The 13,866-nt window shown below is 52.2% G+C and carries 11 protein-coding genes; all 11 read left to right on the top strand.

Annotated features, from left to right (window positions below):
- A partial coding sequence (locus tag BGO59_RS33740) for a collagen-like protein (RefSeq protein WP_293691678.1) occupies positions 1 to 497 on the top strand: 497 nt, incomplete at its 5' end.
- A 190-nt stretch (positions 498 to 687) separates the two neighbouring features.
- Positions 688 to 1,128, top strand: coding sequence for a hypothetical protein (locus tag BGO59_RS33735; protein WP_293691677.1), 441 nt, complete (start codon positions 688 to 690; stop codon positions 1,126 to 1,128).
- 257 nt (positions 1,129 to 1,385) lie between these two features.
- Positions 1,386 to 1,583: a hypothetical protein gene (locus BGO59_RS33730; RefSeq protein ID WP_293691676.1), complete on the top strand. Its 198-nt coding sequence runs from the start codon at positions 1,386 to 1,388 to the stop codon at positions 1,581 to 1,583.
- Between the two features lie 133 nt (positions 1,584 to 1,716).
- Positions 1,717 to 2,118 carry a hypothetical protein gene (locus tag BGO59_RS33725; RefSeq protein ID WP_293691675.1) on the top strand — a complete coding sequence of 134 codons (402 nt, stop codon included), beginning with the start codon at positions 1,717 to 1,719 and terminating at the stop codon, positions 2,116 to 2,118.
- Positions 2,119 to 2,154: 36 nt separating this feature from the next.
- A complete protein-coding gene (locus BGO59_RS33720) occupies positions 2,155 to 2,799 on the top strand; it encodes a hypothetical protein (RefSeq protein WP_293691674.1) in 645 nt (214 codons plus the stop codon).
- 172 nt (positions 2,800 to 2,971) lie between these two features.
- Positions 2,972 to 3,676: a hypothetical protein gene (locus BGO59_RS33715; RefSeq protein WP_293691672.1), complete on the top strand. Its 705-nt coding sequence runs from the start codon at positions 2,972 to 2,974 to the stop codon at positions 3,674 to 3,676.
- A gap of 173 nt (positions 3,677 to 3,849) precedes the next feature.
- Positions 3,850 to 5,499 (top strand): fibronectin type III domain-containing protein, encoded by a 1,650-nt coding sequence (locus BGO59_RS33710; protein ID WP_293691670.1) that lies wholly within the window; start codon positions 3,850 to 3,852, stop codon positions 5,497 to 5,499.
- Positions 5,500 to 5,673: 174 nt separating this feature from the next.
- Entirely contained in the window at positions 5,674 to 6,174 is a 501-nt protein-coding gene (locus tag BGO59_RS33705; RefSeq protein ID WP_293691668.1) for a hypothetical protein, read from the top strand.
- Positions 6,175 to 6,209: 35 nt separating this feature from the next.
- The gene (locus BGO59_RS33700; protein WP_293691666.1) at positions 6,210 to 6,485 is read left to right on the top strand and encodes a hypothetical protein; all 276 of its coding nucleotides are present in this window, start codon (positions 6,210 to 6,212) and stop codon (positions 6,483 to 6,485) included.
- 33 nt (positions 6,486 to 6,518) lie between these two features.
- Entirely contained in the window at positions 6,519 to 8,210 is a 1,692-nt protein-coding gene (locus tag BGO59_RS33695) for a hypothetical protein (RefSeq protein ID WP_293691664.1), read from the top strand.
- Positions 8,207 to 13,866 (top strand): hypothetical protein (locus BGO59_RS33690; RefSeq protein ID WP_293691662.1); only part of this gene is annotated, 5,660 nt, incomplete at its 3' end. The genes BGO59_RS33695 and BGO59_RS33690, both read left to right, overlap by 4 nt.

Below are 13,866 nucleotides of genomic sequence, written 5' to 3'. Positions count from 1 at the left end.
AAACGATGCAAATCCTTTCCATGACTTTATTAATGGCTGTGTGCATTCTTCAAACAGCCTGTAAGGGGCCACAGGGTGAGGTTGGTCCCGCTGGGCCAACGGGCGCTAGCGGAGCGGCAGGCCCGGCCGGAAATGCCAACGTGATTCAAATTACCTACGGCTCGAAAACCCATTCGGGATCCGAATTGAGTTATGATTTAGTCGGGATCACGGCTTCCCAAATAAATAATGCGGCCTATTTTACTTACGTTACATCCAATGGCGTTATCTACTCCTTGCCAGGGGCAACCTCCGGTGGAGACAAAACGTATAAAGCAGCCATCAACCCCAGCACCCTAAAGTTATACATAAACCGAGTGGTGGGTTCTGGAAGCGAAACATTTACAGTAACTCGTCTGCTGGTAATTCCTGCTAGTGACCTTAAAAATGGTCGAAAAGCGGCTGTCGATTACAGTGATTACAATGCGGTGAAAGCTTACTACAATCTACCCGATTGATTGCGCATATCAGAATCAAGACTGGAGTAACCCCAACAATACGATTCAGGCCATGTCTGCGGCTGTGGTGAAGGAAACTACCCCACAATCGCCTTCCGAAAGTAAGCTCTACAGAAGGGGAAGCCGATTATGTAAAAGCAATGCATAGAATCAATCACGCTCTGGCAGCGAGCGTACATTTACACCGTTCATGAAAAAATATATTCTACTACTGGGAGGCATAGTGTTGTCTGTTAGTTTGTTAGGTCAATCGTCGGTCCGCATTGAAGCCCCACCAGCCACCGAACGACGAATTAACAAAGGGGCCTTTATGCTTCTTCAGAAAGGGGCCTATTCACCCAACGGTCGTTATCAATTGGCCTTGCCGAGTGATGGTAATTTGGTTCTGAATAGCTATCGGAACGGCAGTAGACAAGTGATCTGGAGTAGTAATACCGCCAATCGTCAGGTGAAATATGGGAGGTTTCAGGACGACGGAAATTTCGTACTATACGATGTCAATGACAGAGCCGTCTGGGCTTCCAACACCGATGGGCGAGGAGCTTATTTAGCGATACAGAACGACGGCAATGTGGTCATTTATGATGCTAATGATAAAGCCATCTGGAGCACCGATACCTGGGAGCGCTAGAGCATGAAAAAATACAGTCTATTACTAGGTTGTACCTTGCTGTCTGCTAGCTTACTCGCGCAGTGGCCGACCCGTAAAAAGTCGACTGCCAAGAAAAAACAACCGCAACCGTCAAACCGGGGGCTCTTCCGGCCAACTCACCGTCTAAACAAACGGTGGCGGTACTGGCACCGGTCAGCACTCAGACCATAGTTTCTTAAACCGGCACAACCTGCACCGGTTCAGACCGGCAACATTCGGTTAGCCGGAATCAATTTATGGACGATAAAGACAACACGGGTGTCGAGATTGATGTACGGAATGGTACCGTAATTATTATTCTCAATAGCTGGGGAGGAGGCCGGGAAACCTATACAACGCAAGTACAGCCAGGCGGTAAGCTACTGGTATCAACCAATAATGATAGTATAGTAACCGTCAGTCTGAATGTAATAAAAGGACAAGCTATTGATTAGGAATATCATGCCGCACAAAATTCGAGGCTTCTCGCTGAACGGTGGCCCGGTGGAGGCTACTATTTGAAAATCAGTGACTTGTATCAGCTATGCTGCCGTTCAGCGAGCAGTCTCCTTATAACCTAAAAAACTAATGAAAAGACGTATCTACTTCCTTCTGCTTTGGCTAGGGCCATTTGTAATGAGTATTCAAGGTTGTAAAAAGACCGAAACCGACCTAACTCCAACGGAACCCGATTGGGCAACACCTGTTTCGGGCGACTACAAAGGCTCATTCGGCGGCTCAACAAGCATCGAAACGGTAACCATCAGCAAGGCTGCGAACAAGGCCATCAATATGGCGATTAACGGGGGCGCGCCTGCCAAAAATATCGATATGCCAACCGCCACTACAATCGGGCGGGTCCTCTCCAGTACCGACTCGCCTGCGTTTGCGGGCTATACACTCAGTGGCACATTTTCGGGCAAAACCCTGAAAATGAACTATAAAGATACGGGTGGCGTGGTTCGATTCACCTTTTCGGGAACAAAATAAAGAGAATGACAACCGTCGCAGTAGGATACAAATTTTATGAAAAAAATACGGATGATGAGTGTATTCGTGGCCGTTGGTTTACTCACTGGCTGCGCACGTACCTACACCGATAAGTCGGCCAATGTGGATGGTCAGACCTTTGCGGTGCTTCCCTTCGACGTACAGATCGTGAAGAACATCAACGTGCAGCGCACCACGCAGGCGCAGCTCGACGAGCAAGCGAAAAAAGAGGCCTACCGTTACCAGTCGTCGGCCTATAGCTATATGCTCAGCAAACAAAAGGACTTTGTGATCGCCTTCCAGGACCCCGACGAGACCAACACCTTGCTGAAACGCAATAGAATCACGTATGAGAAACTCCACGACCTCACCAAAGCCGAGCTATCGGCTCTATTGAAAGTCGATGGGGTGATGTGGGGAAAAATGTACCGGCATGAGCTGATGCCGCAGGCCCTCGCCAAAGGCATCGATATTCTCTCAACGCAGACGAAGCTGGGCCTGGGCCCTACCACGGCCAATGAAGCCACCATGAACCTGAGCCTGTTCTCGAAACCTGAAAAGCGTGTTGTCTGGACATACCAACTGAAGGTGCCCGGCGGTGCTGACGAAAGCCCGGAGAGCATCACGACTCAACTGATGAATAATGCCGCCCGCAAATTCCCTTATCGCAAGCGCCGATAAATTACCATTGAGTCAGGCAACATACCATAGTCCTGTTTGCACTGTGAATTACATTGACAGCTACATCAAGTGGCCGTTGATCCAACCCGCCATGATGGGTAATCGCCTTATATACCAGGGCTCTAGAGAAAGCCTATTGTGAATGTAAAAACCCAATAAACTTTATAAGTTGATGAAAACACTCCTGCTTCTTTCGCTACTGAATATCAGTACCATGGCCATCGGCCAGCAACGAACCACAACTCCTGTTGGCCGGAAATCCTCATCGTCGGCAGTCAAGCCAACGCCAAAATCGTCATTACAGGCGTCTCCATCGGCGCAGCCTGCACAGTCACGGCAACAGCCTGCTCCAGCCACCCGACAGGCTCCTTACGACACGTATCAGGCCGACCGCACAAACGTAACCGTTATTGACCGCGAAAAACGCTATGACTACCGTTCGGTTATTAAGCTCAATTTTATGGGCCTGATTCTGGGTGGCGTAAATCTGGATGTTGAAAAACGAATAGCTCCTAAAACGTCGGTAATTCTTACGGGGGGCATTTATCCCTATGGGGTTCTAAAAGGCAGCTATCGGGTGGGTCTTGATTTCCGACAGTATCTGGGCGAGTCGTATGTTCCCAAAGGATTGTTTGTTTCGGCTGGCGGACTCTATCACTTTATTCCCTATGATAATAACACGACCTCGGCGGGGTTGGTGAATTTGCGGGCGCTCATTGGGTATCAATTCGTAACGGGGCATTTTACGTTTGAGGTAGCAGGTGGCCCGGCCTATGGTCTCATTATTACGGATAGCAAAAACCTCTCCGACGATCAAACCCGGATTTCGGTTGGCTTATTACCTGCGTTTAAAGCGTCGATTGGCTACGCATTCTGACAGAATAAGAAGTTAGGTTAGTAGGTTGGTTCACCGGCTCTCAATAATGAAGGTCGGTGACCTTTATCCCGCATCTGCCTGGCAACCCAGCATAGATTCATAGCTGTGCTGCAAAACGTATATATGTAACCGTTAGAGATAATTCTTCGTGTTTAACGTTTAATCAAAACAACATGCACTGTTATTCAATAATCCGCCTGATGGGCCTTTGCGGATTGCTTTGCTGCCTAATGGTGAGCCAGAGTTGCAACAAAGGCAAGAGCTCCCCAGCTCCTTCAAAAGCACCAACTATGGGGGCCACCACCGTCAGTACGGTTACGCACAATAGCGCAGCTCTGGCTTCTGCCCTTAAAACAACGGGCTTCAACACTAGCCAGAAAAGCCCTGTGTCGGAATATGGCTTTGTGTATGGCCAAACCGAAAACCCCACCGATAACAAACAAAAGGCGGGCGCAGCCACCGAAAATCCAGTCGATTTTACGGCTCAGCTCACCAGCCTTACGCCCGGTGTCAAGTACTTTGTACGGAGCTACGTGGTCTATACGCTCGACACCCAAACCGAAACGGCCTACGGGGAGCAAACGACGTTTACGACCCAGAACCTGAAAGCCCCCGACGTATCGACCAACGATGCGGCCGATATTACGGCCAGCGCTTTTTCGATAACGGGTAAGCTTACCGCCCTCGGCACCAGCGACGTTGTGCAGACGGGCCACGTGCTGTCGGCCGGTAATCAAACGCCTACTCTCTCCGACACCAAAACCGAGATGGGCGGCAGCAATGCCGTGCCGAAAGATTTTAAGAGCGTCTTTACGGGCTTGCAACCCAACACCACCTATTACGTACGGGCCTATGCCACCAACGCCACCGGAACGGGCTACAGCGAGGTGAAAAGCATTAAAACGGCCAATGTGCAGCCACCCGGCGTAACCACGGGCGATATCTCGAACGTAACCACAACGGGGGCCACTGTCGGTATGAATGTTATATCGGTAGGCACCAACAACTCCATTCAGGCGGGTGTTTGCTGGAGCAGCAGTAATCAGCAACCAACTACCAACGATAGCAAAACCAGCAACGGGGCCAATAGCACGCAGTTTTTTAGCAACAACCTTACCAGCCTTACGCCCAATACCATCTACTACGTGAGAGCCTATGCCACCAGCAAAGACGGTACGGGTTATGGCGATGTGAAGAGTTTTAAAACGGCAGCCGTAGTCCCTCCAATCATATCGGCGGTGAAGCGCGAAAGCGCACTGAGTTGTAAAACGAGCAATACGACGCAGGCGTTTTACAATGACCCCTGCGGTTCCGCTACGATTCCATCCGACCCTGCCATTCAGGTTAGCTTCACCTACCAGTCTCAAACCGAAACGCCCTCGCGGTTTGGCATTTGTCTGCAACCTGATAATCAATCGGGAGAGCCCGATATCAATAGTCCCAAAGTTGAGTCGGGCAACGCCTATGCCTCTACCGTTGGTGGGTATTTCTCCGCTCGTTTCAACGTACTAGCTAAGACGGGTAATACCAAAACCGTTAATTGTGGAACCCTCTGTTGCAACGCGACAGGCCCTTGCTTTACGCCATGTGGTAACCAAACCGCCACAGAGTACATTATTCGAAATCCGTTTGCCCTTCAATACAGTATCTTTCTGGTGGGTGGCGGCACAAAAAAAGGAACTGCTTATAAGTACCGGGCTTACATCGTAATGACTAACGGTAATGTGTATTACGGCCCAACGGCAACTATTGATCCGATAGATCCCAGTTGTGGTACGCCTGTACTTGTACAAAGTATGCCAGGAGCTTATAGCAATCACTAACATAACCTGTTTTTTCTGATAACATGATACCTATCGTTTTAGCAGTGATAGTCGCACGACTATCACTGCTAACAGAGACGATTGTTCCTGTTTGATTAAGTACGTATAAACGCCATAAAACCACAATTAACCCCATTTCTCATGGTAATTAATCTTGTTTTTCCTACCTTTTGCATGGCTGCAGCACTGGCTATGCCTATCAATCCAGTTGTCGAAGTACCCCAGTTAGTTGTGGCGGAGGCCCGGTCAGTCAGTAATCAGTCGCGGCCAAAGGTAGCTCTGTATCGCTGGAATTTCCGCAATGACTGGTGCGATGCTGTCGACGCCGAAACTGACCGTTTTCTTGAGTTGGGCTATACCCACCGCACCTATATCTGCAAGGTGTTTAGCCAGCCTGTCGATGGTACGGTCGCGTTGAACCGCTGGAATCTGACGAAAATCGACGATTGGGTAAGCGTACTGGAAACAGCCAGTGCAGATATGGAGCGGTTTGGCTATCGAGGTAAAAAATTGCTGGGTTATATCTATGTCCAACCGCGCGCCAATACCCAACCCATCAACCGTTGGAATCTGCCCGCCACGGGTGATTGGGTGACAGTACCGGAGTCGGCCAGTGCGGATATGGAGCGGTTTGGCTACACCAACAAGACTCTCATTGGTTACGCACCCTTATAGAGCTTGTTTCCCTGCCAAACTAGCCCGTCATGCTCATGAAAACGACTATTCTTCTCTGTACGATCTTTGTCGCTGCCTTGCTGGCTACTTCCTATAGTCACGCCCAAACGAGCCAACGCCCCGGCTGGAATACATATAACGGCACAATTCCGCAAAGGGCCGTTTTCGTCACCGAAGTGCCGGGCGGCCCGGCGCGCTACGTATGCCAGGGCATGTATAACGGTGCCAACCACAAAGGTACCGGCCTATGTCTTAGTCAGCCGCGACGACCGCTTTACGCGCATCAGTACCGGTATCGACTCTTGCGTTGAGTGAGAACAGTGTTTTGCTTTCCCCACTAAACCATGAACAGACGTCTCCTTTTTTCAGTGTTATTGGTGTTGTCAGGTACATTGACATTGGCACAGGACATCGGTCAGCTTTCGGCCAAAAATCCTGTAGTAGCTTCTGGAAGCATCGGCCTCCGAAGCTACTACAGCAACGGTAGCCAAAGCCCGCTTTACCGAGCTAACCCGTTTGGATATGCGCTGGCGGGGCAGGTTACTCTCACGTTTTTCAATGGCATCAGCCTGCCGTTTTCGGTCGCTTACTCCAACAGGCAGGCATCCTACAGCCAGCCATTCAACCAGTTTGGCCTAAGCCCCACCTACAAAGGCTTTACCCTGCACGCGGGGTATCGAAACCTACGTTTTTCCGACTATACCCTCAACGGTCTGACCATGCTGGGCGGAGGGCTGGAGGTGCAGAAAGGCTGGCTCAGGGCAGGCTTTTTCTATGGCCGCATGAACCGAGTCACCTTTTCGGCCGAAGGAACACCCACCACGTTTTTGCGGACAGGCTATGCCGCCCGTATTGGTATTGGCACGGCTCAAAACTACGCCGACCTGATTCTGATGCAGGGCCACGATCACGAGCAGTCGTTGCCGGCTTATGCACAATATGGCCTGAATCCGGCCCGCAATACGGCCATCGGATTTATCCTCAACCGTAGTTTGGGTAAACACCTATTACTGATAATAGATGCTGCGTTGAGCGTTTATACCGGCAACATCAATGCCGCCAAAATCGACTCTACCCAATTGCAGAGCCTGCCAGCAGTGGTCTATAAATCAGTAGCCCCCAATATCTCGTCGCGGGGGTTGCTGGCCGTAAGCGCTACGTTGGCTTATTCTGGAACGGGCTGGGGTATTCGGACGGGCTACCAGCGCATCGACCCCGGCTTTACCACTATGGGTATGTACAATGTCAATAATGATCTGGAAGTGTTTTCGGTGGCTCCGCATCTGAACCTGCTGCAAAACAAAGTGTCGATAAACGCCAACCTGCGGCTGCAACGCGACAATCTGCTGGGCGATAAGCTCCGCCAGACCCAGCGGTTTCTGCCTACGGCCACGCTGACCTATAGCCCTACGGCGCGGTTTGGCGTATCGGCCAACCTAACCTACTCTACCTTCAACCAAACCCCCGGCATTAAACAAACCCTGCTTACACCGGGGCAGGCTGCGGCTCAGTTGATGAATCAGGCCAATTATTCCATCATGATTATGCCCCGATACTCCATCATTGGCGACGACCGAACCCACACGCTGATGCTCTCGGCAGGCACCAACCAACTGGTCGATAACAGTGGTGATGCCGACCTGAAAGCCAATACCGAATATAGCGGCCTGAACGGACTGCTCAACTACAGTTTCTCGCTCGACCGACAGTTTCTGAGCGTCGATGCGGGGGTGAATTATTTTACACTCACCAACCTGAACGGAACGACAAATAATCTGGGCTTCAACCTGGGGGCTACCAAAGGCTTTCTGGCCAATAAGCTGCAAACCAGCCTGAACGCGGGTTATAACCTGGGGCAGGACCTCAACGCCATTAACCTGACCGCATCGGGCCGGATGCAACCCAACCGCCACCACCGCTTTGGTCTGACTGTGCTCCAGAACCAAAGCGCCCAAACTGGCGGTTCGGTCAGCCGAAACTTCAGCGAATTCCGGGGTACTATCGACTATACCTATCTTTTCTTGACCAAACGATGAACCATTCTATACGGCTTTTTCTGATCCTGCTCATTAGCTGGGCAATCACAGGTGTAGCTTGGGCACAGCCTATACAGGCCACATTTAAACTGAACCCGCCTTACTCCAACCTCATCAGCGACTATGTATCACGCTTCAATCAGTTGGTAACGCTGCAACTACAGGGCAACGGCAGTGTTAGGCTGACGGGCTACCTCCAAAGCAATACCGGCGTATACCTCGAAATTCCGCCCAACTATAGCTTTTATCAGACTGTGGCCGGTACGCCCATCACCGTCAACAACCTGAAACGGGTGACGGCCGCCGACATTCAGGCGGCTTTCGCGTCGGACCCTACCCAGGACAGAAGCACCATTGCACTCAAACGCGATTTGTTTGGGCAGTATATTTTGCCCGAAGGCGACTACGATGTTTGTCTGACGTTTTATAACGCCAACGGACCCGAAAAGCTATCCAACGAGGTTTGCGACCATTTTAGCCTCCGAAACATCGAAGCCCCGTTTTTGCAGCAACCTGCCGACAAGGCGGTGGTGGCAGCTCCTACGCCCAACTACCTGCCCGTACAGTTTTCGTGGACGTTTCCGGCGGGGGCCATGCCTAACCGGCTGGAGTATGTGGTGCAGGTGGCTGAACTACGATCCGGTCAGAACGCCTACAATGTGTTTGAAACGGGGCCGCCCTTTGCCGAGGTAGTAGTTCCCAACGCCAGCCCACTCTATGTCTGGAAAGCTACCGACCCACGCTTCGAAATCGGGCATCAGTATGCCTGGCGGGTGCAGGTGCGGGCCAAAGCCCAATACGAAGGGCTGGTTAATTTTCAGAACAATGGCTACAGCACCGTCAACACGTTTACCTATGGCGAAAGTAGCAACCTCGTAACCAGTTCCGAAAAGGTGGTGGGTAGCAAACCCAAAGCCGACTCATCGGCGGTGGCCTTTACGCCCATTACGGGCAGTTGTTCGTGCAAAATCGACGTCAGCAAAAACACCAGCCTCAACACCAATCTTACCAACAGCCAAACGGTATATATCGGTAATAAAGACGGCTATAGGCTCTATATCAGCGAACTAAATAAATCGGGCGATGCTTACTCCGGCACTGGCACTGTAGCACTTGGCCCCGATTTGAAGCCCGTTGACCGCAGTAGTGGACTTTTTATGCCGGTGCTGGTAGCGTTTAAAGACATCACAGTCAACACCGACGGGGTGATGATTGCCGGACAGGTGCAGTCGAAGCACCGAACCGACATTGGCTTTGGCCCACAACGCGCCGACGACCCCAAGCTGCCTCAAACGCCTAATATGCCGGTAAACGACCTCAAAAACTGGCTCGTTAAAGCCGCTGACGACAAAAGCCTGTCGCCACTCTGGGACGGGCTGAAAACCAAAATTTCGGCTGAGTACGAAAGCTATAAACAGCAAGCCGTGCAGCAGGCCAATCAGCAACTCAACGGCGCAGGCATCGCTACGCCCTTCGGCTATTCGTCAGGCGTGTTTACGGTGGCGGTCGATAACCTGGTGTTTTCGCCAGCTACTGCCCAATTCGATGCCTTTACGGTACTCGACAGTAAAGATGCGGGTGTAACGGTGCCGCTGGGACTGATGGGGGCCTGTTTGCCACAAGCCAACTGCCAGGGTAGCCCCGTGTTGTATTTGCTGAGAGATACCGATATTCCCTACACGGCGCAAACCCTGACCCTCAAAGGTGGCACCGACCCCGACAAAAGCACGTATTTGGTCTATAATGCCACTGGCAGCAACGAACTCCAAATTGGGGCCGAAATAACCATTCCCGACGCGCGTTTCGTAAAAACCGGCAACCCCGTAAAAGCCCTGCTAACCACCAAAACCAAAGACGGGTTCGACAACTGGCAGGCTGCCGTGCGGATTGATGGTGCGTTTACATTCAACAGCATTGGCGATGATTTTACGTTTGCCCTCGGCGAAGGGGCCCTCTATGACCACGACATCAACCAGAATGCGCCCGCTTTCGGGGCCATGCTGCAAAGCCTCCAAACCGATCTCTCGGCCAACGTACCCAACGCAGCCACCAAACTGGACTTGCTGAAAGAAGCCAACTGGCAGGGCTTTTTTATGCCTAACCTGACCATTACGCTGCCGCCCGTTTTCCAGACAATCAAAAAGGAGCCTGTTACCGCCGTCGTGAAAAACATGGTACTCGGCACCCACCTCGGCCTGACCGGAAGCCTGACCGCTGGCGATGTGATCAAATACGCCGATGGTAGTCTGGATGGCTGGTATTTTTCGCTCGACAAAATCGGCATCACCTTCTTCGACGGCGCATTCGTTACGGCCAATGCCGACGGCAAAATCGGTCTGCCAATTTCGGGTAAAGACGAAAAATCAGGATTGGTGTATAAGAATATTCTCACGAAAGACGAATCTGGCGAAGGGTTGACGTATCTCTTCAAAGTAGTCCCCGGCAAAGACATTGAGGTACCTATCTGGGCGGCAAAGTTTACCCTGAGTGAGGCTTCGAGTATTCAGGTCACCATTGGCAAAACTGCCGATAATCCTGCCGGGGGGGCGTGGGCTGGAGCAGACCTGAGTGGTACAATTTCGATCAACCCTGATTATCTGCCCAATGCGGTTAAAAGCAGCGGCCTGCCCACGTTCAGTCTCAATCTGATGGCGTTTGAGCATCTCAGAATCCAGTCGAAAGGGCCGACATACATCGACTGGGGTACGTATAAATCTGAGGTATACAATGATGCCGGGAAGGCACTGAAAAGCTCGCCGTTTGCGGGCGCGTTTGCTTCGCCCCAAAAGAGCATCATGGGCTTGCCTATCAGCATCGACGACTATGGCCCGGTGATGGAAGGTACGAAGGTAGGTTTTAAGTTCACGGCGACGATGGCCCTGAGCGACATTCCAGCCGTACCCAAAGCGAGTGCAACGCTCCGAATTCTGGCGAACATTGGCCTAAAAGATGGGCGACCTAACTGGACTTTCGACAATATCTACTTAGACAGTATTGCCGTGGCAGGCACCATCGGCCCCGTTTCGGTGGCAGGTAATGTGGCCTTTTACCGCAAAGATGGCACCTACGGCGATGGGCTATACGGCAAACTCAAAGCCACTTTTCCGCTCGACATTGGCGTAGGGGCCGAGGCTCGTTTCGGCACCCGCAACGATGGTAAACAGGATATGTCGTACTGGTACGTGAGCGCGAAGGCAACGGGCCTGAAAGTAGCCGTTGGGCCAGGAGTACTCATCACTGGCTTTGGGGGCGGGGCCTACCACAACATGACCGCCCCCCCCACACCCAAAGCCGACCAGTTGGTGAGCAACGCCCCGTTGCTATACAAACCACAAGACGGTATCAACGGCTTCCAGGCATCGGTGTATCTGTCCTCGGCAGACGGAGCCGCGCCGGGGGCCGTGGGGGCTATTCTGAAGGCCGATGGCACACTGACCGTGCAGTTCGATAAAGATTGGGGGCTTGATCTGGTCGAAATAAAAGCCAACGCCCACCTTATTTGCAACGTACCTGGCGCGTCGGATAAACCGGTGCAGGGGATGGCTGACGGCACGGGCGTAATCAGCTACAAAGTACCCGATAAGATGTTCAACCTCGGTGTTCAGGTGAAAGCCAGCATAGAGGATATGGTCAAGCTGGAGGCCTGGCTGGCCGTTCATGTTGGCCCCGATGGCTACTACATCAAAATTGGCGAACCCAACAACCGGGTGAAACTAATCCTGAAAGCCCCCGGCCTCGATATCAACCTGGGTGAGGCAACGGCCTACTTTGTGATGGGTACGCTCGATATGCCCAGCACCCTGCCCGACCCCGTCGGCATTGACCCTGGTTTGCTGGCGCAGGTGGGCTACCATAAACCTGCTATTGATTTCAGCAGTGGGCTGGCCTTTGGGTCTGCCCTCGAGATTGGTACTGCAGAGGACAAAAAACATCGGTTCCTGATTTTCTACCTCAAGCTCCATGCAGGCATTGGCTTCGATGTCATTCTGGGCGAAACGAAAGGCACATGTACGGGCGCAACGGGCGGGGGTCGGCCAGGCATCAACGGCTACTACGCTATGGGGCAGGTCTATGCTGGAGTCGAATTCAGCTTTGGGGTAGGCGTAGATCTCTGGTTCGCATCGGGCGATTTCGACGTGGCGACGGTGCGGGCGGGGGCTATTTTTATGGGGGGCTTACCCAACCCCACCTGGCTGCGGGGCATCCTCTACGGCCAATACGACATTCTGGACGGGCTGGTGTCGGGTAGTATGAGTTTCAAACTCAAAATCGGCGATGTCTGCATGCCCGAAAAAGACACCAACCCCTTCAAGCTGCCGTTGATTGCCGATGTTAGTCCCAACAACGGTGCCAGGAACGTAAGCATCCTGAAAAACCCGGTCGTGAGCTTCAACTACCCCGTCAATCAGGATATTTGTGTGAGCAGACCCATCAACGAAAACGGCGACCTCGTCACTGACTGCTACAAAATTGAGTTCAGCCTGACGACCAAATGCGGGGAGCAGGTGAGCAATGGCGGAGCCAACACCTGCACCGACTGCAACGAAGAGACAATCCCGAACGAGCAGATTTTCTTCTCGCAGCGCGGCACCGAGGCTACCTTCTACAAAGAGAAGGCATTCAGCCCCGACCGTAAATACAGCTTCACGGTGAAGGCCACGGCCTACCGCAAACTATATAACGAGGCAACTTACAGCCACTTCCGCGATACCATTGTGACAGTTAGCTTCACGTCGGGCGAGTGCATCAAGACCCTCAGTCGAACCGGCCCCGAAAAAACTATTACTGCTTCGTATCCATTTAAGGATCAGCGATTCTTGCTTCAGAAAGAGTACGGTGGCCGTGGTTTCATTCAGTTGATGCAGGACTTTAGCTGCTGTTTGCGCGGCAACGGAAGTCTGGTGAAAACGGTAGCCGAATTCAGCGATGCCTTCGAGGGCAACGTGCTGGCCGAAAGCCCCGTCACGTTTGACGACAAGCTCCTCCGGTTCGACATCCCGACGCTCCCCCACGAGAAGGTGCTGTTGCTACGGATTGTTCAGAAACCCACTGAATTGGCCATCCAACAGGCAAACACGACGAATGTTCAGTCAGGGTTTCAGTCGGGGGTGAAGGTCGCCAACAACTACGTGGGCATTACAACCTCCGGCCTTCAGTTTGCCGACGGCAAGAACCGCGATGGGGCTGGCCCTACTGCCGGTACCGGCACGGTTCTTGCCAATGCGGCCAGTTCGTATCGGGTTGTGCGCAATGCCGGTAGCCAACGACTTACGACCGTGCCGAAACCCCTCGTGCTCACGGCCTATTACTTCCGCACCAGCCGCTACGACACCTGGGCCGCCAAACTCGCCGACCGCAAACAGGCCCAGGTAGAGGGTGAACTGGTCAGAAACCCCCGTTTGGCGAAAGAGGAAGGAGCCATGATCAGTTTCGATTTGGTTGAAGGCTTCGATGTCTTCGACATAGGCCGGTCGACCGAGCGACTCGACGTAAATAAGCCGTCTGCCAATGGGCAAATGAAGGTTGAGATTGGGTATCCGGCCTTGCTGACGATGCAGGAGCCTGGCAAAACCGTTTCCTACGAGGGCGTTTCGTTCCGCATAACTAACAATAGCTGGTTCAATACGTATGCCTTGCCAATCTACAAACAGGCGAT

The sequence above is a fragment of the Spirosoma sp. 48-14 genome (assembly GCF_001898575.1).
GTDB lineage: Bacteria > Bacteroidota > Bacteroidia > Cytophagales > Spirosomataceae > Spirosoma.
Note: the sequence above shows the minus strand (reverse complement) of the source record. Positions and strands in the feature narration are given on the sequence as shown.

What these genes read in the sequence shown, in the direction of transcription:
- BGO59_RS33720 (WP_293691674.1), top strand. Translation starts at nt 2,155, where the DNA reads ATGAAAAAAATACGGATGATGAGTGTATTCGTGGCCGTTGGTTTACTC.
- BGO59_RS33715 (WP_293691672.1), top strand. Translation starts at nt 2,972, where the DNA reads ATGAAAACACTCCTGCTTCTTTCGCTACTGAATATCAGTACCATGGCC.
- BGO59_RS33705 (WP_293691668.1), top strand. Translation starts at nt 5,674, where the DNA reads ATGGCTGCAGCACTGGCTATGCCTATCAATCCAGTTGTCGAAGTACCC.
- BGO59_RS33695 (WP_293691664.1), top strand. Translation starts at nt 6,519, where the DNA reads ATGAACAGACGTCTCCTTTTTTCAGTGTTATTGGTGTTGTCAGGTACA.
- BGO59_RS33735 (WP_293691677.1), top strand. Translation starts at nt 688, where the DNA reads ATGAAAAAATATATTCTACTACTGGGAGGCATAGTGTTGTCTGTTAGT.
- BGO59_RS33725 (WP_293691675.1), top strand. Translation starts at nt 1,717, where the DNA reads ATGAAAAGACGTATCTACTTCCTTCTGCTTTGGCTAGGGCCATTTGTA.
- BGO59_RS33730 (WP_293691676.1), top strand. Translation starts at nt 1,386, where the DNA reads ATGGACGATAAAGACAACACGGGTGTCGAGATTGATGTACGGAATGGT.
- BGO59_RS33710 (WP_293691670.1), top strand. Translation starts at nt 3,850, where the DNA reads ATGCACTGTTATTCAATAATCCGCCTGATGGGCCTTTGCGGATTGCTT.
- BGO59_RS33700 (WP_293691666.1), top strand. Translation starts at nt 6,210, where the DNA reads ATGAAAACGACTATTCTTCTCTGTACGATCTTTGTCGCTGCCTTGCTG.